The 22,125-nt window shown below is 30.1% G+C and carries 19 protein-coding genes; 1 reads left to right on the top strand and 18 read right to left on the bottom strand.

Annotated elements, in window-relative coordinates:
- Nucleotides 1-113: 113 nt before the first annotated feature.
- From cls to GPX08_RS09540, 5 genes are all read right to left on the bottom strand, one after another.
- Nucleotides 114-1,538 (bottom strand): cardiolipin synthase, encoded by a 1,425-nt coding sequence (gene cls, locus GPX08_RS09560; protein ID WP_156626589.1) that lies wholly within the window; start codon nucleotides 1,536-1,538, stop codon nucleotides 114-116.
- 190 nt (nucleotides 1,539-1,728) lie between these two features.
- On the bottom strand, nucleotides 1,729-2,994 hold the full coding sequence (locus GPX08_RS09555) for an MBL fold metallo-hydrolase (RefSeq protein WP_156626588.1): 1,266 nt from the start codon (nucleotides 2,992-2,994) through the stop codon (nucleotides 1,729-1,731).
- 8 nt (nucleotides 2,995-3,002) lie between these two features.
- The gene (gene apgM, locus GPX08_RS09550) at nucleotides 3,003-4,247 is read right to left on the bottom strand and encodes a 2,3-bisphosphoglycerate-independent phosphoglycerate mutase (protein ID WP_156626587.1); all 1,245 of its coding nucleotides are present in this window, start codon (nucleotides 4,245-4,247) and stop codon (nucleotides 3,003-3,005) included.
- A complete protein-coding gene (locus tag GPX08_RS09545) occupies nucleotides 4,248-4,973 on the bottom strand; it encodes a hypothetical protein (RefSeq protein WP_156626586.1) in 726 nt (241 codons plus the stop codon).
- 34 nt (nucleotides 4,974-5,007) lie between these two features.
- Nucleotides 5,008-6,486, bottom strand: a complete 1,479-nt coding sequence (locus GPX08_RS09540; RefSeq protein WP_156626585.1) for a DASS family sodium-coupled anion symporter — start codon at nucleotides 6,484-6,486, stop codon at nucleotides 5,008-5,010.
- Between the two features lie 187 nt (nucleotides 6,487-6,673).
- On the opposite strand from GPX08_RS09540, the gene GPX08_RS09535 reads away from it, so the two are divergent.
- Nucleotides 6,674-7,561 carry a LysR family transcriptional regulator gene (locus GPX08_RS09535; RefSeq protein WP_156626584.1) on the top strand — a complete coding sequence of 296 codons (888 nt, stop codon included), beginning with the start codon at nucleotides 6,674-6,676 and terminating at the stop codon, nucleotides 7,559-7,561.
- A 314-nt stretch (nucleotides 7,562-7,875) separates the two neighbouring features.
- Here the strand turns inward: GPX08_RS09535 and GPX08_RS09530 are convergent, their stop codons facing one another.
- The 13 genes from GPX08_RS09530 to GPX08_RS09470 form a co-directional block, all read right to left on the bottom strand.
- Entirely contained in the window at nucleotides 7,876-8,532 is a 657-nt protein-coding gene (locus GPX08_RS09530) for an HAD hydrolase-like protein (RefSeq protein ID WP_156626583.1), read from the bottom strand.
- Between the two features lie 194 nt (nucleotides 8,533-8,726).
- A complete protein-coding gene (locus GPX08_RS09525; RefSeq protein ID WP_156626582.1) occupies nucleotides 8,727-10,769 on the bottom strand; it encodes a PRD domain-containing protein in 2,043 nt (680 codons plus the stop codon).
- 274 nt (nucleotides 10,770-11,043) lie between these two features.
- Nucleotides 11,044-11,802, bottom strand: coding sequence for a formate/nitrite transporter family protein (locus GPX08_RS09520; RefSeq protein ID WP_156626581.1), 759 nt, complete (start codon nucleotides 11,800-11,802; stop codon nucleotides 11,044-11,046).
- Between the two features lie 179 nt (nucleotides 11,803-11,981).
- Entirely contained in the window at nucleotides 11,982-13,931 is a 1,950-nt protein-coding gene (gene iolD, locus GPX08_RS09515) for a 3D-(3,5/4)-trihydroxycyclohexane-1,2-dione acylhydrolase (decyclizing) (protein ID WP_156626580.1), read from the bottom strand.
- Between the two features lie 11 nt (nucleotides 13,932-13,942).
- Nucleotides 13,943-14,716, bottom strand: coding sequence for a 5-deoxyglucuronate isomerase (locus tag GPX08_RS09510; RefSeq protein ID WP_156626579.1), 774 nt, complete (start codon nucleotides 14,714-14,716; stop codon nucleotides 13,943-13,945).
- A gap of 5 nt (nucleotides 14,717-14,721) precedes the next feature.
- A complete protein-coding gene (gene iolC / locus GPX08_RS09505; protein ID WP_156626578.1) occupies nucleotides 14,722-15,738 on the bottom strand; it encodes a 5-dehydro-2-deoxygluconokinase in 1,017 nt (338 codons plus the stop codon).
- A 12-nt stretch (nucleotides 15,739-15,750) separates the two neighbouring features.
- The gene (locus GPX08_RS09500; protein WP_156626577.1) at nucleotides 15,751-16,596 is read right to left on the bottom strand and encodes a class II aldolase; all 846 of its coding nucleotides are present in this window, start codon (nucleotides 16,594-16,596) and stop codon (nucleotides 15,751-15,753) included.
- 9 nt (nucleotides 16,597-16,605) lie between these two features.
- Entirely contained in the window at nucleotides 16,606-17,760 is a 1,155-nt protein-coding gene (locus tag GPX08_RS09495; RefSeq protein WP_156626576.1) for an iron-containing alcohol dehydrogenase, read from the bottom strand.
- Nucleotides 17,761-17,831: 71 nt separating this feature from the next.
- Complete coding sequence (locus GPX08_RS09490) at nucleotides 17,832-18,605, bottom strand: TIM barrel protein (RefSeq protein ID WP_156626575.1); 774 nt, start codon at nucleotides 18,603-18,605, stop codon at nucleotides 17,832-17,834.
- A gap of 20 nt (nucleotides 18,606-18,625) precedes the next feature.
- Nucleotides 18,626-19,576, bottom strand: a complete 951-nt coding sequence (locus GPX08_RS09485) for an aldo/keto reductase (RefSeq protein ID WP_156626574.1) — start codon at nucleotides 19,574-19,576, stop codon at nucleotides 18,626-18,628.
- A gap of 19 nt (nucleotides 19,577-19,595) precedes the next feature.
- On the bottom strand, nucleotides 19,596-20,330 hold the full coding sequence (locus GPX08_RS09480) for a glucosamine-6-phosphate deaminase (RefSeq protein WP_156626573.1): 735 nt from the start codon (nucleotides 20,328-20,330) through the stop codon (nucleotides 19,596-19,598).
- 29 nt (nucleotides 20,331-20,359) lie between these two features.
- Complete coding sequence (locus tag GPX08_RS09475; protein WP_156626572.1) at nucleotides 20,360-21,679, bottom strand: PTS sugar transporter subunit IIC; 1,320 nt, start codon at nucleotides 21,677-21,679, stop codon at nucleotides 20,360-20,362.
- 93 nt (nucleotides 21,680-21,772) lie between these two features.
- Nucleotides 21,773-22,114, bottom strand: a complete 342-nt coding sequence (locus tag GPX08_RS09470; RefSeq protein ID WP_156626571.1) for a PTS sugar transporter subunit IIB — start codon at nucleotides 22,112-22,114, stop codon at nucleotides 21,773-21,775.
- Between the last annotated feature and the right edge of the window lie 11 nt (nucleotides 22,115-22,125).

Genomic DNA, 22,125 nt, shown 5'->3' with positions numbered 1-22,125 from the left:
AATTTTCTTTCCCTAATTATACCAAACAATAGCTCATTGTCAATATTTTTGAGAATATTTTTTCAATTCAATATTATTATAGAATTTTTATTAACATTTACATATTAATTAATCTATAAAATAGGTGCTACAAGTCTTATTAAGGCTTCCTTAATCTTTAATGCTCTACTTCTATTTTCATATTCTTCCATAGTAACTAACTTACAATCTTCAATATCCTTAATAAATATATCTTCTTGTTCTTTAGAGAACTTATCATCATAAATAATAGCATTTATTTCGAAGTTTAACTGAAAGCTTCTAATATCTAAGTTAGCTGTTCCAATGCTACATACCTTACCATCTGAAACTATTGTCTTAGAATGTATAAATCCCTTTTGATAAGTGTAAAATTTCACACCCCACTCCATAAGGTCTCCCATATTAGCACTTAATATCCATTTCATAAAGAAGTGGTCTGGCTTACCTGGAACCATTATTCTTACATCTATTCCAGATAAAGCTGCAATTTTTAAGGCTTCTTTCATTGGCTCATCTGGAACTAAATAAGGGGTTTGAATATAAACACTTTCCTTTGCATTGTTAATTATCTTCATATAGGCATTTTTTATATATTCTTCCTTATGATCTGGTCCTGATGAAACTATTTGAATTCCAATATTACCTGAATCCTCTTGTAACTTAAAGTACTTATCATAATTTTTAAGTTCACCTTCTGAGGCATAGTCCCAATCTAATATAAATCTTTTATTTAATTCATTTACTGCCTTACCCTTTATTCTTATATGAGTATCTCTCCAATAATCAAATTGATCACCTTTATTTACATATTCATCTCCAACATTAAAGCCTCCTACATATCCAACTTCCCCGTCAATAACTACTATTTTTCTATGATTTCTAAAGTTTAGACGTATATTAATCAAAGGTAATATTCCAGGAAAGAATATGTTAAACTTAATTCCAAGACTTCTTATATATTTTATATCTTTATTCCTTATACTTTTAGATCCCATAGCATCTACTACAAATCTAACCTCTACACCTTCTTTGACCTTTTTACTTAGTTCATCAATTAAGGTTTTTCCTAAGTTATCCATTCTAAATATATAATATTCTATATGTATAAATTCTTTTGCATCTCTTATGTCATTTATTAAAGCTTCAAACTTCTTTTCCCCATCTATAAAGGTAGTAAGAGAATTCCCTTCAGTATACAAAGCTCCAGAATGAGTATAATTCATTCTAACCAGCTCCATAAATTCTGATGATGCTCCTTTTTCTTTTTCTTCCTTAAACTTTTCCATTAAAACTTTTGATTTCTTTTCATCTACAACCTTTTTTTCTCTAAATATCTTTTGCCTGCTTAAGTTCTGCCCAAATATCAAATATATAATGAACCCTACTCCAGGTAATACAAACAATATTAGTAACCATGCCCAAGTTGTATTAGGTTCTTTTCTTTCTATAAAAATCAAAGATATTGCTGATAAAATACTAATTACATAAGCTATTATTAACAATATAGAACTATTCATGATTATCACCTCATTTTTCAACAATTTTCCTTCATTTAATTATAACCTAATTTTCTAGAAAATAATAATTAAATAATTGATAACAAAAATTTAGCTTAAATGAAAAAAGACTGCCTAAAAGGCAGCCTCATATTAAATATTTTTATTAATATATTATCTTAAGTTCCGTAAAATTTTATAATATAACTATTTATAGTTCATAGCTATCATCAGGAGAAAGACACATTGCCTCAGTCCCAAATTTAGCTAGATTTGATATAACATTTATTGTTCTTTCTTTGGCTGAATGGAATAAAATCACTACTTTAGCTTGAAGATAAGTATTTAATACAGTTACATCAGCATCATCTAAGTGCACCTTAAAAATTATATGTTCTTTTTTTAAGTTTACTGAATTATTCTTAGAATATTCTTCATTAAATATTTCAGCACCTATAGTTCCCCTTGCTACATGTCCTGTAATAATAACTTTATTTTTACTATCACTTTTTAAACGTTCAAAATAATATTTTCCTTGCTTAGTAGTAAGCATACCATCTTGTGTAAGTATAACAGAAGCTTCGTCATTATCGCATACTTTTTCACGTTCCTCCATAGTACTTATAGGCACAATATTATCTGAATTTATTCTATAGTTAATTTCTTTAATCCATTCAGTCATTAAGGATAGCTTTTTATAGTTTTCAATTATTTCTTTATCTACATATAGTGGATGATCCTGAATCTTATCTGATAAAAACTTATAAATATCACATCCCCGGCCATTAGGAGGTAATGGTAATATAACTTTTCCACCTGATGCTAGTGTTTCTTTAATAGCTTTAAGTAATAAATTATACTGTTCATTCTGATCAAGAACTTTTCCTGCATAAGCACAATTAATAATAGCTGCATCACATTTACTTGGTATATCCTTACTCAGTAGCATTGGTTCCGATACTATATCTCCTGAATAAAATATTTTCCTACCTTCGACATTTATCTCAAACCAGATTCCACCTATCACATGTCCACTACGACCAACAAATATATTAATACCATCAATAGTATTTAATCCTAAATTAAGTATTTCAAAATTAACCTTAGCGACATCTTCATCATTGAATGGAAGAGAACCATTATTTTCTTTAACAAAGTTCCTCCATTTATTTATAAAGTTATGTGTAACTTCTGATGTTGGCTTCGAAGTATAAACTTTTCCCTCATATCCCATATTATATATTAATGGTAAGGCTGCACTGTGGTCTTCATGGGCGTGAGATAGTAGTACAAACTTAATCTTAGATACTAATTCTTTAGTTAAAATAGGATAATCCCCTACTCTATCATCATTAATTTCTCTTTTTACACCACAATCTAATAAAATTGCCCCTTCTGACCACTCAATAGCATAACAGTTTCGTCCATTTTCACCGCTACCACCTACTGAATATAATTTAATCATCATTTCCTCCATTTTCTTTATTAAGCACCATATTTCTTCGTATGCCCTAAATAATCCATAATTGTGCTCATAAATTGTGAACCAGTGTACCCATTTAAAATCCCCTTAGCTACATCTCTTTCACCACATTTTATACATTCGTCAACTCTTACATTAGGTCCCCATAAAAATGCAGGAACTGGATCTGAACTGTGATCTCTTACATGACAAGGTGTAGAATGGTCTGATACTAGTGCTAGATAAGTGTTATCCTTATCTATTTTTGACATCCAATATTTATACATCTCATCAATCTTTTGGATTATTTCAGCCTTAAGTAGTGGTTTATTATCATGTCCACAAAGGTCTGTCCCCTTAATATGTACGATAACTAAATCATGGTTTTTAAGCTCTTCAATAGCTTTTTCTGCTTTTCCCATATAATTTGTCTCAAATCCACCAGTAAAGCTTTCATCCACAACGTAGTCAAAGTTGCACATTTTACCGATTCCAGTTATTGTTTCATCACCTGCTATAACACTAACCTTAACCTTTGGAAAAATACTTTCTATAGATGGTAGCTCCATTGCTGCTGCTGATCCTCTTGTTATAATAAAGTTAGCAGGAAGCTGTCCTCTCTCTTTTCTAGACTTATTTACAGGATGATTATCCCATATTTCCTTTACATAAAGTTGAAATTTCCATAATGCTTTAGCACTTCTTTGAATATTATCTTCCTTTATAGGACATATTATTTTACTTCCCTCGCAAGCTGTTCCTGGATCTGTATCTGCTATATTCCAATATAAATCATTTCCACTCATAACCACAGCAACCCTATGCTCTGTAAGTGAAAGAACTTTAAATTTACATCCATCTACTTCATATCCATCAACTGATGAAATTAAACTTTCAATTTCATCTTTATCATTTATACGTCCTGCTCTTCTATCTAAAACAAATAACTCATTATCTACCGTTCCTAAATTACCACGAAAAGCTACATCACCTTTTTTCATATCTAGTCCTGCACTAAATGCTTCTACAGCACCACGTCCAGTATAATAATCATCTGGATTATATCCAAATAGGCATATATGTCCCCAATCTGTACCTACACGGCACCCTGGTTTATATGGATGAACAAGTCCTGTTGCTCCTTCCTTACATAATAAGTCCATAGTTGGTGTATTGGCATATTCTAACGGAGTTAGTCCATTAAGATCAGCTATAGGACGATCACCTAATCCGTCAGAAATAAGTAAAATCCCTCTAGCTTTACTCATCTATTCTTCCTCCCCTAATCTCTTTTTAAGTACAAATATAGAACTTCCTATAATAATTGCCCAAAGTACAATTTTGCTTATAGTGCTACTTACAAATGATTTTCCAAAAGTAAACTCTAAAGCTGAGTTTCCTGCAACTGCAACATTAGAACTTACTGAAAGTGTACGTTGTCCATTTTCATTCATATCTAATACATATTGAGTTACATCTTTAGGTGTACTAATAGTCATTGGCTCCATTCCTTCAGGAAGAGCAATAGTTAGATTATAAGAGTCAATCTTATTTGGACTCTTATTAGTAAACTTATAACTCATCTGAAAACTTGGAATTCCTGTATCAGGATTACTGTCTTTTACATCATAAAATCCTGGGCAATTTATTTCCGCTGTAATATTTACTTCTGTTTCAGGCACTTTAGAATCTAATACAAAATATGAAACACTACCTACTTTAATAACTTGTCCTAAAACTTCATTTCCATCAATAGTTGCACTAATAAGCTCTGAGTCAGCCACATTCATAGGAATATATACTAGTCCTTCATCAGAAGATTTTGCAACCATTTCTATACTTAAAGTGGCATTGTTATCTTCTGCTGGAACAAAAGATTCACTATATTTACTAATAATGAAAGAATCCTGTGCTGCATGAGCAACTACTGGATATGACATAGTTATAACGGCCATGCAAATCATTGCTAAAAATTTACTTACTTTCTTCTTCATAAACCTTCTCCTTATTTCACTTCTTCGCTTTAAACTAGACTAATCCTATAATACGGAACCACGTAAAATAGCATACTCCCATAATTAACCACTTAGCTAATAGAACTAATAAACCATATACTAACTGATTACTTATAGTAAAGTAGTTTGAGCTATAGAATATTAAATTTGGTTTACAATGTGGTGGAAGAGTAATACTATCACAAATTGTTAATGAAGCAGGAAGTGCAAATAATAATGGATTAACACCAGCTGCTATTGCTAAAGTAATAGTAGTTGGAATTAATATAACAGTACGAACTGTTTTACTTGTAAATACCATATGACTAAAACTTGCTATAAACATAACAATCATAAATAATATGAAAGGATTCATAGAAGCTAAGTCAAAGGAACCAAATACCTTATTTAATAAGAACGCTGCAACTCCAGACTTATCTAAAGCTAATCCTCCTGCATAAGCTCCACAAGAGAATATCATAAGATCCCAAGGAATTTTTGTTTCTTTCCAGTTAAGGAATCCTATATATGGCATGTAGAACAGCACTCCTGAAACAACAGCTACCATCGCTAGACTTATCTTTACCCCAAATATTTGGGCATGGTATCCATCTGTACACCATAATAAAACTGTAATAGAAAATATAATAAGTGCCTTAATTTCATTTTTAGACATTTTGCCTAAATCTTTATATTGCTCAGAAAGAGATTTCTCTTGACCATCTTTTCCAGTAGATAAATTAGGTTTTTTAACTTCTAATGGATAAAGAAATTGTGCAATAACAAATGAAGCAACCATAGTTAATATTGCTATAGGCATACCAGCCATAAACCATTTACCCCATGTAACATCTATTCCTGCTAAATCTTTTATGTATCCAACAGCCATTATTTGAGCAGCTGTAGCAGTTAATATACCTGATGTAGCTATATTATTAACATGTATTTCTTGAAGCATAACTTGACGTCCAAAGTTACTTTTCCCTGGCACCGCGTTATATATTTTACAAATCATCATGGTTATTGGTAATAATAATGCTGCACGAGCAGTAGTTGATGGAATTACAAAAGCTAATAAGAAGTTTACAATCATCAATGAAAGAAGTGCTCCCTTAGCAGTTTTTCCAAACTTAGATACTACAAACAATGCTAACCTCTCTGCAAATCCTGACTTCTCCATACCTGATGTTATAATAAAAGCAGATAGCATTAACCAAATAACGTCATAACCTAAAACCCCAAAAATCGAACCTTGGTCCCAGCCACCAGTAATTGCCAATACAACTACAACTAATAATGCTGTTGCATATGTAGGAATAGCCTGAGTAACCCAAAGAACTAATGCTGAAAGGAATGTTGCTAACGCAGTCTTTCCTTGAAATGACATTCCAACAGGTGTATTCATTGACATAAGTAATCCAAATATAATTAAAGCTACTGGAATACCTAAAATTTTCATCCAGTCACGTTTTCCATTATTACTAGATGATTTTGATAAAGATGAAGTATTCATAATATCCTCCTAAGTATATAATTATAACTTTTTAGTTATATATTGAGTTTTTTTAGACCAAAATATAAACGCCGTTTATACATTAATTATATAGTGAAACCGTATACCAGTCCAATTCCATTATTTACTTTATATATAACCTTTGGTTATAATAAATAATAATGCTAAATATTATTAGGAGGTAATTATGAATATAGAGCAGCTTAAAACTCTTTATACAGTAGTAGAATATGATAGCTTTTCAAAAGCTTCAGAAGTACTATTTTGTAGCCAACCAGCTATATCAAAGCAAATAAAGTCTTTAGAAAAAAGTTTAGGATTTTCTCTTTTTGACCGTTATGGGAAAAAAGTCGTATTAAATTCTAATGGTAAAATAGTATATGAACATACAAAGAAAATTTTAGATGAATTTTCAGAAATGGAGCGTAAACTTCTAGAATTTAACAATCCACTTTCCCCACTAATATCTTTTGGAGCTACTAATTTTATTGGAGTACACGTTGTAACACCTTATATAAGCAAGTTTAAAGAAAATCATCCAGAAGTGTCTATTTCTTTTACAATTGATTTTATACCTAATATTTTAAAACTTTTACACTTAAATAAATTTTCCTTTGCCTTCATATCTGAATCTAACCTATTGTCAGAATATCCAGATATAAGAACAGAATTCTTTAGAGATGATGAACTCATACTTGTTGTTTCTCCAAATCATCCATGGGCTACTAAGGACTCTATTAATATTAAAGATTTAAATAATGAAACTTTTTTAGTATCTCAACCTAATTCTGCCATACGTAAGTTTATTGAAATTCAACTAGCCACTAATGGAGTAGTTTTAAATAATATTTATAATCTTTATAACATTGAGGGAATAAAGCAATCTATTATAAATGGCCACGGAATTTCTATATTACCTAAAAAAGCAATTACTTCGGAGCTTAAGTATAAACTCTTAATAGAAGTGCCTATTGAAGGATTAAATTTAAAAAGAAAATTATTTTTTGCATGTAAAAAAAATAAACATTTCTCTCCTATAGAAAAATCTTTTATTCAATCATTATTACTAACGTAACTCTGTATATCAGCCAAATGTTAACAAGTTATACTTATATATATGACTATAGAATTTATAACAGTAAAAAAATATAACCTTTCCTTATAGCAATAACAGTTAGACTTGTAAGTAATAAACATCATATATACTATAAAAATAGCTAGTAAAAATTCAATCTATTTTTACTAGCTACTTCTTTATCTTTCATATTAAGTTCATCTTAATAAAAAACTATTATGCTCTAATATGTTTCTATAAAAATAATACCTGCTTATTACACAAATACTCACCTATTTTTAATTTTGATTCTCTAATTTCGCTATCTTGTCCATTTATACTTCAAAAAGAATCTTTCTTAGTTCCTCTACAGAAGTGCAATAATTAATACAATTTCTCTTCATAAAATTCATAATTTTAGGTATAGAATGTGCCCATCCTACTCCAACAAAATCTACATCACAACTATCAGCCATATCTTTTCCTGGCTTTAAATCATCTACCATTATCATATCTTTTGAAGATATTTTTAATTCCTTCATTATACTTTCTAAAGGATATGGAGAAGGCTTTCTCTGTTCAGGTAACAGCTCCCAACCAAATACCATATCAGGAGTTGGTAATCCATTTGCTTTATAGTCCCTTATAATATTATCTTTCATAGAATGAGAAACAACACAAATATATCCGCCTCTATTTTTGAACTCCCATACTAATTCGTTAATTCCAGGGAAGGTTTTTGGAATATGAGACTCCACATACTCTAACCAATTCTTTGTTTGGAAATCCATTTCTTCTTCTGTGAATCCTAAAACTTCATTACAATAAACACTAAACCCTGGTTCGAAATTATATAAAAAATGTTCTTCTAATGAAATTTTCACTTCAGGACGTAGCTTTTCTAATGCTAAAGAAAAAGCTGGATAGTGAATTGTAGAAGTACTATTCACCACTGTATCATCATGGTCTAAAACTAAACACTTATATTTCATGAAAATTCTCCTCTAATGCATTATCTCTTATGTAAATTATTATTTTACATATATCTTGAACCTCACTTTATCTACTATATCTTCTAATAATTTACCATAATAATTATAACATAAGCCAATAACACTTTTTAGTATCATTGGCTTAATATTATCTTCTATTCCACTTATTTATTTTTCATATATTATTTTATAAACTAATCAATATGTCTTAATATTACCTCTACAAGTTCTTCTTTACTATTAACATTCTTTAACTCATTTATGGCTTCAACATTATTAGAAAGCTTATCTATTTCTTCTATGCTCTTAACATGATCTTTTGTTGTCTTTGCAGCAATCATAAAGAATAAATGTCCTATCTTTCCATAATTAAATTGAACAGGTTCCTTTACGTATAATATACTTATTGATGATCTATTTACATGATGATCTACTTCACCATGAGGTATTACAACACCATTATTTAAAATAAAATGCACGCCAAAATTTTCTGATGTTTTTATTATGCTATCAGTATATTTTTTTTCTATATCACCTGATTTTTCTAATAACTCTCCAGTTCTAGCTATACTTTCCTGCCAAGAATATACTTTATCAATAATTGCTGCTTTATCTATATCTATGTAATCTCTTAAAGTCTTATTAGCCTGAACACCTTTATTTTTTTCTACTATAGCTTTCTCTAAATAATTAGCTACTTGTTCTTTATTATTAATCTCTGTACTATCATTAACTATCTCTAGAATTTCATTTAATCTATATCTATTTGAATCTACCTTTGGTAAATACTTAGCCAAAATAGATTTATCTTTTTCAGTTATAAAAGGACTTATTTTAATTATAGGTTTATCTTTAAATGAATCTCCATCTATCTTTAAAAGACTTACTATATAATCTATATTAGATAAATCATATTCAAGAAAATCTGAATAAGCTACCATATCTATAATATTTACGTTGTAATTTGCAATTATTCTATTAGCTACAATGGAAGTTGTTCCAAATCCCCCTCCACACACTAATAATATGTTTTTAAACTCTCCATATTTATCTTTATTTCTCTCTATACTTGCTAAAAAATGAATAGCTATTAGCGCTATTTCATCCCTTGAAATTTCAATATTAATTATCTTTTCTAGTCTTTTAAAATTCTTCTCTATTAAGTTTAACAAATCCGTATATGGTTCTACTATATCCATACATATATCTATTTCTAATGATATATTTTTTACTATTCTGTATATTGCTGGTTTTATATGATTTAATAATCCATTAATTAGCATTTCATCATTAGTAAGATTTATACCACTAAACTTACTTACATCATTAATTGTATCTTTAATAATTAATACTATATCAATCCAATTTTCATACACATAACTATTTATGCTATTTGACATGCATCCCTCGATGCACTTAGCCAAACCTATAATTTCTGTTTCTGTATATTCTATCCCTAAAATCTCCTGTAGACTATCTATATACTTCTCTAAAACTCTATAAGCATTCTTTTCTTTAATAATTTTATCCTCATCAATACACTCTCTAACTTTTCCATTTTTTAATCTCATAAATGAAACTATAATATGTAACCATATTGATGAAAAATAATTAATATTTTTATTTTCCATATCTTTAGCAATAGATTCAATTACACCTCTAAGTTTACTTTGACTAACGTCAATAATTAAATCTCTTAAATAATTATCTAATAAACTTTCTTCTTCTGTTATTGATTTACTTTGCAGCTTTAATAATGGTTTAGAAAAATTTTTTAATATAGAAGTTCTTATGCTTCTTTCATCTGATATTAATTCATTATTTATAACCTTTATATCTTCATCCTCTATTTCATTTACAACCATAGCTAAATCGCCTCTAATAGATGTTCTACTAACATCTAATTCTCTTGCAAGATGTGATAGATTTATCTTTCCATCTATTAATAATCGTGCTTTTATGTACTCAATTCTTTCTTCTTTAGAATATTTATTTAAGTCCTTGAAACCCTTTACTATTTTGCTTGAAATAAATTCTTCTGAAGCAATAATTCTCCCTTTTGGCAATTTCTCAATCGGAACAATATTATTTAATTTTAATAAGAAATTTAGATTTTCAATATCATATCTAACCATTCTTTCTGTTATATTACATCCTTCTGCAATATCTTTTATTGTAGTTACATTATTCTTTTGCAAGAAATCTATAACCTTTAATAACCTGCTACTTATATACATTAAATGATCCACCACCAAATAATTATTTATTATAATTATAACATAAATAGAAGTTTCCTTCCATATGAAAGCCTCTTTAATTGTTATAAATAGGGCTGTCGCACAAACAGCCCAAATTAAGAATTAAAAATTAAGAATGAAGAATTATTGATGTAATTCTTACAGAATTACTTAAATTAACTTCTTTTCAAAACTCCTTCAGGAGTTTTTTCATTAATTTTTCATTATTCATTCTTAATTTTTCATTGTGCGACAGCTCCATTTAATACTATCTTTAATCAATGGCCATCTTATATAATGGTAATGCATATAAAACTGTTCCACCTAGAATATTTCCAATAGTAACCCAAAACATACTATTAATAACATCATATATAGGCAACTCTCCCATTAAAAAATAACCAATTGAAAATATCCCCATGTTTGCAATGCTATGTTCAAAACCTGCAATAACAAAAGCAAAGATACACCAAAACATTACTGTCATCTTAGCTCCTTCTTCCTTCATTTTTATACTAGCCATTACAGATATACAAACTATAAAATTACATAGAATTCCTTTAATTAGCATTTCGCTTGGAGATAATGATAGCTTCCCATCAATTATTGGATGCATATATTCTAATAATAAACTTGTATTTGAGCCACTTTTAACAAAAAGATAACTAATTGCAATATTACCAATAAGATTTCCTATGTAAGTAAATACAAATACTCTTAATAGATCTTTATAGGATGTTTTCTTAGAATATGCTCCTATTCCCATAACTAGATTATTTCCAGTAAACAGTTCTCCTCCTAAAAAGCATATTAAAGCTAAGGCTATTGAAAATGTCATTGCTGAAGTAATTTTTCCAAGTTCAATAGAAATATTATTCATAAGCGCCCCTGAAGTATATGATAATATAATTGCAACAACTAAATAAAAGCCTGCCATTATCCCCCTTAAAACAAATTTATATGGTTGATTTTTACAAGTGTTAGCCTTATTCTTAGCTATAATTCCTATGACATCAACATCAGACTTTAACATAAAACACCTCTTTCTTAAAAATTAAATAGTGCTGTCGCACAGTGAAAAAACTCCCGAAGGAGTTTTTTCATTAATTTTTAATTCTTAATTCTTAATTTTTTATTGTGCAACAACACAATAGATAATTCTTCATTTTCAATTTTTAACTTGGGCTGTTTCTGCAACATCCCCACATTAATTTAATATCTTCTAGCTCTTTTTAAATTAGATTCCTTTTCATTATAACTCTCTTGTATTTTTTCTTTTCTTATAGAATCTTCATCTGTTACTTCAGCAACACCAACATGCCACCAAGAGTTATATCCATTAGTCATTGTTTTTGGCATTACTTTTATCTCAATTAAAGTTGATCTTTCTTGTTTTTTTGCATCTTCTAAAGCTTCTCTTAACTCCTCTAAGTTTTTAACTGAATATCCTTTGGCTCCATAACCTTCTGCAATTTTAGCATAATTTATTTGCATAAAATCTCCATTCATTAAGCCTGTGGCTTCATTTCTATACCTAAATTCCGTTCCAAAACTTCCCATTCCATTTCCCATTTGAAGATTATTTATACAACCAAATCCAGCATTATCTAATAATAAAACATTTATTTTTTTACCTTCTTGAAGTGATGTTACAAATTCTGAATGTAACATTTGAAAGCTTCCATCTCCAACCATAGCATATACTTCTTTTTTAGGCTCGGCTATTTTTATACCTAAAGCTCCTGCTATCTCATAACCCATACATGAATATCCATATTCCATATGGTAACTATCTTTTTCATCAGTTTCCCATAATCTTTGCATATCTCCTGGTAAGCTACCTGCTGCTCCAATTACTACATAATCCTTCTTTAGGAAATCATTAATTTCTTTAAGAACTCTAGTTTGAGGAAGAGCTTTTCCTTCATATAATTCATTAAACTCTTTAGCCACTGAATCATTATGTCCACTTACTTCTGGCACAAATCCATCTTTATATTCAATTGAATATAGTCTATCTAATTCTTGTTGCCATCTTGAAGCTGCCTCTTCAATTTCCAAGCTATAATCACTCTTATAATTTCTTTCCTCCAAGGCTTTTCCTAAAGCTATAAGCCCTTCTTTAGCATCTGCTACTACTGATGTTGCATCCATTTTCAATGCATGGAATCTTGATGCATTAATAGTTACAAAATCTACATTTTTATTTTTCCATAATGCCTTAGATCCTGATGTAAAATCTGTAAATCTTGTTCCTACACCAATTACTAAATCTGCTTTTTCAGCAATTAAGTTCGCTGCTAGATTTCCAGTAACTCCAACACCACCTAAATTTAGCTTATGTGATGATTTAATTGCGCTCTTACCAGCTTGTGTTTCTGTTATTGGAATATTAAACTTTTCTGCAAAGTTAACTAAAGCTTCACCTGCTTCTGAGTACTTAACCCCACCTCCACAGATTATCATTGGTTTCTTTTTAGTTACAATTAATTCTACTGCTTCTTCAATATCAAATTTTGTAGGAACTTTTCTTTCTATTTTATGAATTCTCTTTTTGAAGAAATATTCTGGATAATCATATGCTTCACCTTGTACATCTTGTGGAAGTGCAATGCATACAGCTCCTGTATTATCCACATCTGTTAATACTCTCATTGCATTTATCATTGCTGTCATAAGTTGTTCAGGTCTTGAAACTCTATCCCAATACTTACAAACTGCCCTAAATGCATCATTTGTTGAAATGCTGGCATCATGTAATTGTTCAATTTGTTGAAGAACTGGGTCTGGTTGTCTTGTAGCAAATGTATCTCCTGGCAATAAAAGTACTGGAATATTATTTGCTGTTGCAGTAGCTGCTGCTGTAATCATATTTGCAGCTCCTGGACCAACTGAAGAAGTACATGCTAAAATCTTCTTTCTATTATTTTGTTTAGCATAGGCAACTGCTGCTTGAGTCATTCCTTGTTCATTTCTTCCTTGATAAACCCTTAGGTCTCCTGGATTTTCTTCTAGTGCTTGTCCAAGTCCTACTACATTACCATGTCCAAAGATTGTAAATATTCCTTCTACAAATCTTTCTTCTTTTCCATCAAAGCTTACATATTGATTGTTTAAAAACTTAACTAATGCTTGTGCCATTGTTAACCTAATAGTTTTCATACCTTTCACCTCTATTTCCCTTCCCAAATTTTCGCATCTTCCTTAAGCATCCAAGTATGAGCTTCATCTTCAATTCTATCTGTCCAAGGATTATTTTCTAAATGTCTAATCATCCAACAATAGTACATTGCATATCCTGGAGCAGAAGTCTGTGGATGTACTAGACCTCCTGGAATAAAGGCTGCACTTCTATCCTTTATTACAAAAGCATCATCACCTATAATTGATACTCCAAAACCTTGTTCTCTATCAAATCTGTAATAATAAACCTCTGGTTGTGGATGATGGTGTGGTGTATAGCTTGACCATTTTCCTGGATAAGTTATAACCTCTCCCATAACCATATTAGAATATGGAGCATTGTTATAATCAAAAATTGTTCTTACTATTCTTCTTGATGTTCCTTGAAGTACTCCTTCTCCAAAAACATCACTTTTAATATTTTGTGGCGTATAGAACTTACTTTCAAATTCATCATTATTATCTGTACATTGAACTAATATTTCCATATCTTTAGTAGCTTTTACAACTACCTTTTTACCTTTACTTAAATGTAAACAAGTTGGTTCTTCGTCAAATAATGAAGTTCTTTTTATTGCCTCTTCTCTATCATCCCAAGCAAAACTTCCTTCACCATCTATTAAAAGTACTGCCATTTCCTTTTCATCTTCAAATAATTCTTTTAACTCACCTTCTGCTATTTTATATGTTTTAACATCCATTAGCATATTTGAATGTTCACCGTTCATTTCGCATACTACTTCTTTTATATCTCTTTTAAACATATTATCTATCCCCTTGCAACCATTTCTCCAAATTCTTCTTTCTTTTCTTTAATGAAGGCTTTAACATCTTCTACATGTGGCATATCCTCTGAGCAGCTGTGACTTGCAACTAGCATTGCTGCTGAAGCTGATCCAAACTCTAAAGCATCCATTATATCCCATCCTTCTAATAATCCATACATAAATGCTGAAGCATAAGCATCTCCACCACCAAATGATTTTAATAATTTAACTGGGAATGGTTTAATTTTATAACTCTTTCCATCATTTGTGTAAGCTGTAGATCCTTCTTTACCATGCTTAATTACCACTATTTTATTTCCATAGTTTAACCATCTTTTAGCTGTTTCCTCATCTGTGCTTCCATTAACCATTAATGCTTCTGTTAAATCAAATTCTTCTCTTGAACCAATTATAATATCACTATTTTTAGCTACCATTGAATAATATATTGCTATATCATCATTATTCTTCCAAGTATATGATCTATAATCTATATCAAAAATTACAACTGTTCCATTTTTCTTGGCTAATTCTAAAGCTTTTAAACAAGCTTCTCTTGAAGGACTCATAGATAGAGCTGTACCTGAAATTACAATTGCCTTAGCGTTTTTTATATAATCTTCATTAATATCCTCAACTGAAAGCATTAAATCAGCTACTCCAGTTCTATACATTAAAATACTACTTTCAGTAGGACTCTTAATTTCAGTAAATGTTAATCCAAGAGACTCCCCATTTGTACATCTTGTAACATTACTTGTATCTATTCCTTCCTTGTTAAAATAATTAGTTACAAATGTTCCAAATTGATCATCAGAAACTTTTCCTATAAATCCAACCTTTTTCCCTAACCTAGCTAATCCAACAGCTATATTTGCTGGTGAACCCCCTAAATATTTCTTGAAAGTTGTACTTTCTGATAATTCCATATTAATATCAACTGGATTAAAATCTATTGCAATTCTTCCTATTGGAATAATATCTAACTTCCTACTATTATCAAACTCAATATATTTCATAATTAATTCCTCCTAAGCTTTGTTCTTACTACCAAATATTTTAATATGTTTCTTTACATTTTCATAAGCTCCTTGAATTTCAGCTTGATGAATATCAAAATATTCATTATTTTCAACATACTTATATATTCCACTTATTTTTTTAGCTACACTATTAAAAGTTGCTGTAGCTACATTTATCTTTCTAATTCCATTTTGGGTACAAGCTCTAAAATCATCTTCAGTTATGCCTGTCCCTCCATGTAATACTAATGGAGCTTTAACCTTGTCCCTTATTTCCTTTAAAATATCTATATTTAACTTTGGGCTATACTTATATACCCCATGAGCATTTCCTATTGCAACCGCTAATGCATCTACATTAGTTTCCTCAAAAAACTTTTTAGCTTCTAATGGATCTGTATATATCATTTTTATATTTTCAGAACCATCTTCACTTCCTCCAACAATCCCTATTTCTGCTTCAATTGATGCATTGTACATATTCGCAAGTTCTTTTGCCTTATTTGTAAGATTAATATTCTCATCTAATGAAAGCTTTGACCCATCTATCATTACAGATGTAAAACCTATTTCTAATGCTTCTTTTATTTTCTCTAAAGTTAATCCATGATCAAAATGTACTGCAACTGGAACTGTCGCTTTTTTCGCTGCCTCTATCATTAATGGTCCTATTAAGTGTAATGGAGAATGATTTAACCTTACTTCTGCAATTTGAATAATTATTGGTGACTTTAATTCTTCTGCAGCTTTTATTGCTCCAATAACCATTTCCATATTAGCTACACTAAATGAACCCACTGAGTAATTTCCTATTTCTGCATCATATAATAACTTTTTCATATTTACTAATGCCATTGTTCATACCTACTTCCATAGTCTTTTATAAATATCAATTATTTCTTCCTTTGTTGGTATTCTCATAGTATTTTGTGGACTTCCACTAACTAATGCATCTGATGCCATTTTATCTACAGAATTCATAAACTCTTCTTTATCTACTCCAAATTCATCTAATGTTTGAATATTTAATTTTGATAATAACTTACTTGTAGCTAAAACAAATTCTGTAGCGCTTTCGCCCTTTGACATACCTTCTTTATAAACTCCAATAGCCTGTGCTAACTTATCAAACTTTTCTATAGCTCCATCCTTTGCAAACTTTAAACATTCATCTAAAAGCATTGCATTTGATAAGCCATGTGGAACGTGAAATAATGCACCAATTGGTCTGCTCATACCATGTACAATTGTTACTGAAGAATTATTAAATGCTATACCAGCTTCTAATGATGCTATTGACATTTCTTCTCTGGCTTTTAAGTTTTCACCATTTTCATATGCTACAGAAAGATTTTCAAATATCCTTTTAATTGCTGATATGGCAAATGTATCTGACATAGGCTGAGCTTTTCTTGATGTGTAGGCTTCAATTGCATGACATAATGCATCAACTCCAGTTGCAGCTGTTACTTGTTTTGGAGCTGTAACTGTAAATACTGGATCAACAATTGCTAATGTTGGAATTAAACTTGGTCCCTTTAATAACATTTTTACATTATTTTTAGTATCTGATATAATTGTAAATTGAGTTGCCTCTGACCCTGTTCCAGCTGTGGTTGGTATTGCTACTAATACTGGTGGTTCATTAGGAATAACTTTGCCTAAATAATCTACAATTTCACCTTCATTGCTTATCATGGCTCCTATTGCCTTCATTGCATCAATAGGACTTCCACCTCCTAATGCTATTAAAAAGTCTGAATTACTTTCCTTATATTTTCTTATCCCTTTTTCTACTATAAGGTCTGTTGGTTCAGAATTAACCTCAGAAAAAATTTCATATTCTAAATTTATTTCCTTTAAAACTGTCAAAACCTTTTCTAAAGCTCCAAGCTTCACCATCATTTCATCAGTAACGATAAAAGCCTTATTCCCAAACTTCTCTAAATAATCTTTGGATAAACTTAATGCATTTTCTCCAGTAATTATATATTTAGGTGTTACAAATAAATTAGCCATACTACGCCCTCCTATAAATTAAAGGAACAAGGAACAATATCGCTCTCTATTCCTTGCTCCCTACTATTTTTTTAAATTTCTTTTGCTAAATTAGTTAGATATTCTAATCCCATCTTTAAACTTTCAAACATACCTATTTTTGAATGATCTTGTTCTATACAGAAGTACTCTACTCCATTTTCAACACCATATTTTAATATTGATTTAAAATCAACATCCCCTGAACCTACTTCAGTTAAATTATTTTCAAAATCCATTGGATCTAAAGACTTAATTATATCTTTGCAATGAATTATTGGCATTCTTCCTGAATATTTCTTTATTTCTTCTACTGGATCTTTGCCTGCAACAGTAATCCAATATGTATCTGGCTCTGCATATACACAAGTTCCATTTACTGGATCAGTTATATATTCCATAACATTTCTTCCATCAATTTGGTTGTTATAATCATATTCAGGATTATGAAGTCCAACTCTAAATCCTAATGCTCCAAGCTTTCTAGCAGCTTCTACTAAAGCTTCTTTAGTTTTTCTATAACCTTCTTCATTTTGCTCTTCATCATCAATATATTTATCATAGATAGTTTTACATCCGAAAAGATATGCTTCTTCAACTATTCCATCTAAATCATTCATAAATCTATCATGTTTAATATGTAAACCTACAGGTTTTAAATCATATTTCTTTAATAAATCAGCCACTACTCTTTCATCATGACCTCTCATACCATCTACTTGTACATAATCAAAGCCAATCTCTTTTAATTTTTTAATAGTTCCTTCACAGTCTTTTTCAAATTCTTTTCTTACTGAGTACATTTGAGCTGCAAATTTACATTTCATACTTCTATCCTCCTAAATAATTATTTTAAATCTAACCATTCAACTTGTTCTTCTGTTAATTTAATATTTGATCCTTCATATGAAGATAAAAGTTCTTCCATTCTTTCTGGTCCTATAGCTGCTCCTGTTGGGAATTTTTGATTAACAACATATGCTAATGCTACTTGAATAGGAGTAACTCCTAAGTCTTTAGCTAATTTTTTAGCTCTTTCATATCTTTCCCAGTTTTCATCACAGTAATATACTTCTACCATTTCTTCATTATCTAATTTGTCTGGTGCAAAGTTTCCAGAGAAGAAACCTCCTGCTTGTGATGACCATGATATCATTGCCATATTATTTTCTTCATGCCATTTTATCATTTCTTCATTAGCTGAAACACATCCTGGCCATCTTGGAATTTTACATTTAGCTAAGCTAAGATTTGGACTATTGAATGTAAATGGTGTTAATCCGTGTTCTTTTGCATATTCATTAGCCTCAATTATTCTATCTAGCTCCCAGTTAGATACCCCTATTGCATATACCTTTCCTTCTTTTACAAGCTTGTCTAGCTCTTCCATAATAGGTCCAACTGGTTGTGTTCTATCATCTCTATGTAATGCAAATAACTCAACATGATCAGTTCCAAGCATTTCTAAACTTGTTTCAATATCTTCTCTTATACATTCTGGTTTAACTCTTGGAGTATCTGGAAATTCTCTTACTGGATGACATCCTTTTGTAAATATAATTAAGTCATCTCTATTTCCTCTTTCCTTCATCCATGCACATAAAGCTTTTTCACTATGTCTATAGTGTCTTGCTGTATCAAAAATATTTCCGCCTAATTCTACAAACTTATCTAAAATTGGAGCTGCAAATTCCATATTATCTGCTCTTAAAAAATCTCCTGATCCCATAAGTAATGCTGAAGCTTCAATGTTAATTTCTTTTCCATCCTTAAATCCTTTAATTACAAATTTTTTCATTTTAAACACCTCTCCTACTTTATCTATTTTCTAACTTACTAGCTGCTTCTTCATCTAAATATATAAATGAACTATTGCATTTTCTTGCTAAACTAGAAGGTACTTTATTTGATATTTCTCCCTCAACAGTTTCTTTTACTATATCAGCCTTCTTAGATGCATTAGCTATTAAAATAACATCATTTGAATTTAATAGATGTTTTAATCCTAAAGTAATTCCAACCTTTAAATCTAACTCTTCTTCAAAATACTTTGAACCTACAGTTTTTGTTATAGGATCTAGAGGAATTACTCCACTGTACATTTCCTCATCTGCTCCTGGTTCATTAAAACCTAAGTGTCCATTCATTCCTATACCAAGTAAAGATATATCTATATTCCCTTTATTAAATATAAATTCATCTACTCTTTTACATTCATCTTCTAGGTTTTCTGCTTTTCCATTAAAAAAGCATACTTGTTTTTCTACATTTATAGGGAGCTTGTTATATAAATGATTATATAAAGTTTCTACACAACTTCCTTTAGTTTCTGGTCCTAGGCCTCCCCATTCATCTAATGAGACAAAACTACACTTTGAAAAATCAACTTGTCCATTAGCTGCTGCTTCAACTAAATAAGCATATGTTTTTAATGGAGTATCTCCACCTGCAAAACACAATAATGAATCTGGCTTATTGTTTATATAATTAATAATATGATTTGCAACGTCCTTAGACATTTCATCATAATCTTTTTTTACTATTACTTTCATTTATGAAACCCTCCCTATTTATATTTAATTTAGAAATCTAAATCTAAAGCATCTAATTCTTTTTCTCTATCTGACTTAGTTTCTTCTTTTTTCTCTAAACTCTTTTCATACATCTTAAAGAATGGATAATACATTGCTACTCCTAGTGCTATAATAACGAAGAATAATATTACTGCTTTCCAATCCATTGTAGTTAAATATTGTGCTAATGGTACTGGTGTTCCACCTACATGTACTACTGGTGGTCTTACAATTCCTGATTTAAATACCATAAATGAGAATGCTCCAACTAAAGGAGTTCCAAATACAAATGGTATAAATAAGTATGGGTTAAATGCTATTGGTAATCCGAATACTATTGGTTCTGAAATTGTAAATATTGCTGGTAAAACTGATGCCTTACCTACAGCCTTAAGCTCTTTACGTTTACTCATAATAGCTAAAATAACTAATGCTCCTGTAATTCCTGATCCTGTTGCCCCTAAGAAGTAATCCCAAAAAGTTGGTGCAAATACATGTGGAATTGCTTCTCCTGCTTGATAAGCTGCTGCATTTGCTGCTAAGTATTGAGTCATAAATGGCATTACAAAACCTACTAAAATCGCGTAACCATTTAAACCTACAAACCAGAATAACATCTCTAAGAATGAAATTAACATTACTGCCCATACAGTATCTATACTACTTAATGATGGTGCTAAAAATGTTGTAAATGCTTCAGGAACAATTTGTCCTCCAGTAATATTTTGAACGCCTAAGCTTACAAATAAAGCTATAAGTAAAACTGTTACTAATGGAATTATTGATTCAAATGTTTGAGAAATCATTTCTGGAAGTCCATCAAACCTTAAAGTGAACTTCTTTCTCATGAAAAATGCCATAATTTCTACAGCTACTAAAGAACATATAATAGCAACAAACATACCTCTTGAATCTAGATATTGTACATCCATTACTCCATCAACTATCTTTATATTAAGCATTAAAGTTGCAAGTACACCACCTAAAACTCCGTGTGCAATTGGAATATTTAATTGTTTTGCATGATTATATGAAATTGTAATTGCACAATATAATGCTAATAATCCAAAAGTAAAATTAAATGGTATATTTAATATATCTGCATTATTAACAAAAAACTCTTTAACTCCACTACCATCTGGGAATAATTGTCCTATAGCTGATATAACTAGCGTAAATGATCCTACCATTAATATTGAAATTAGTGACATCATACCATTTTTAATTGATTGTACATGTCTTTGTCTTTCTACTTTAGCTGCAATTGGACCTAAGTGCTTTTCTAATTTATTAACAAACTTATCCATTTTTCCTTTATTATTTGACATTTTTCTTCCTCCCTCGCTTCTTAACTTTGTATTTACATTTTTCAGTAGTTTTATAATTCTTATAAACTTAATTAATCATTATAAATAACAAAATTATTTGCTTGATTGTATTTTTAAATAAATAGCTTGTTTTAATATATTAGCTCCATTTACAGTTCCATAATCTTTTGTATCAATTACTTCAATTGGTTTATTATGTTGATCACAAATTTTCTTTAAATCTTCATATCTATGCTTAATTTGTGGTCCTATTAACACTACGTCAAAATCATTTATAAATTCTAAAATTTCTCCTGCTGGATGAGCTTCAATTCTTATATCTGTTCCTTCTAACTTTTTACTCGCTAAAGCAATTTCTCTCATTTTATTAACCATAACACCTGTTGATGCTCCTAAGTTGCAGCAAAGTAAAACATGTAATCTATCAAAATTCATAATTAAACACT

The sequence above is a fragment of the Clostridium tertium genome, assembly GCF_902652255.1.
In the GTDB taxonomy this organism is placed as follows: Bacteria; Bacillota; Clostridia; order Clostridiales; family Clostridiaceae; genus Clostridium; species Clostridium tertium_A.
This window is presented reverse-complemented; position numbering and strand designations above follow the sequence as displayed.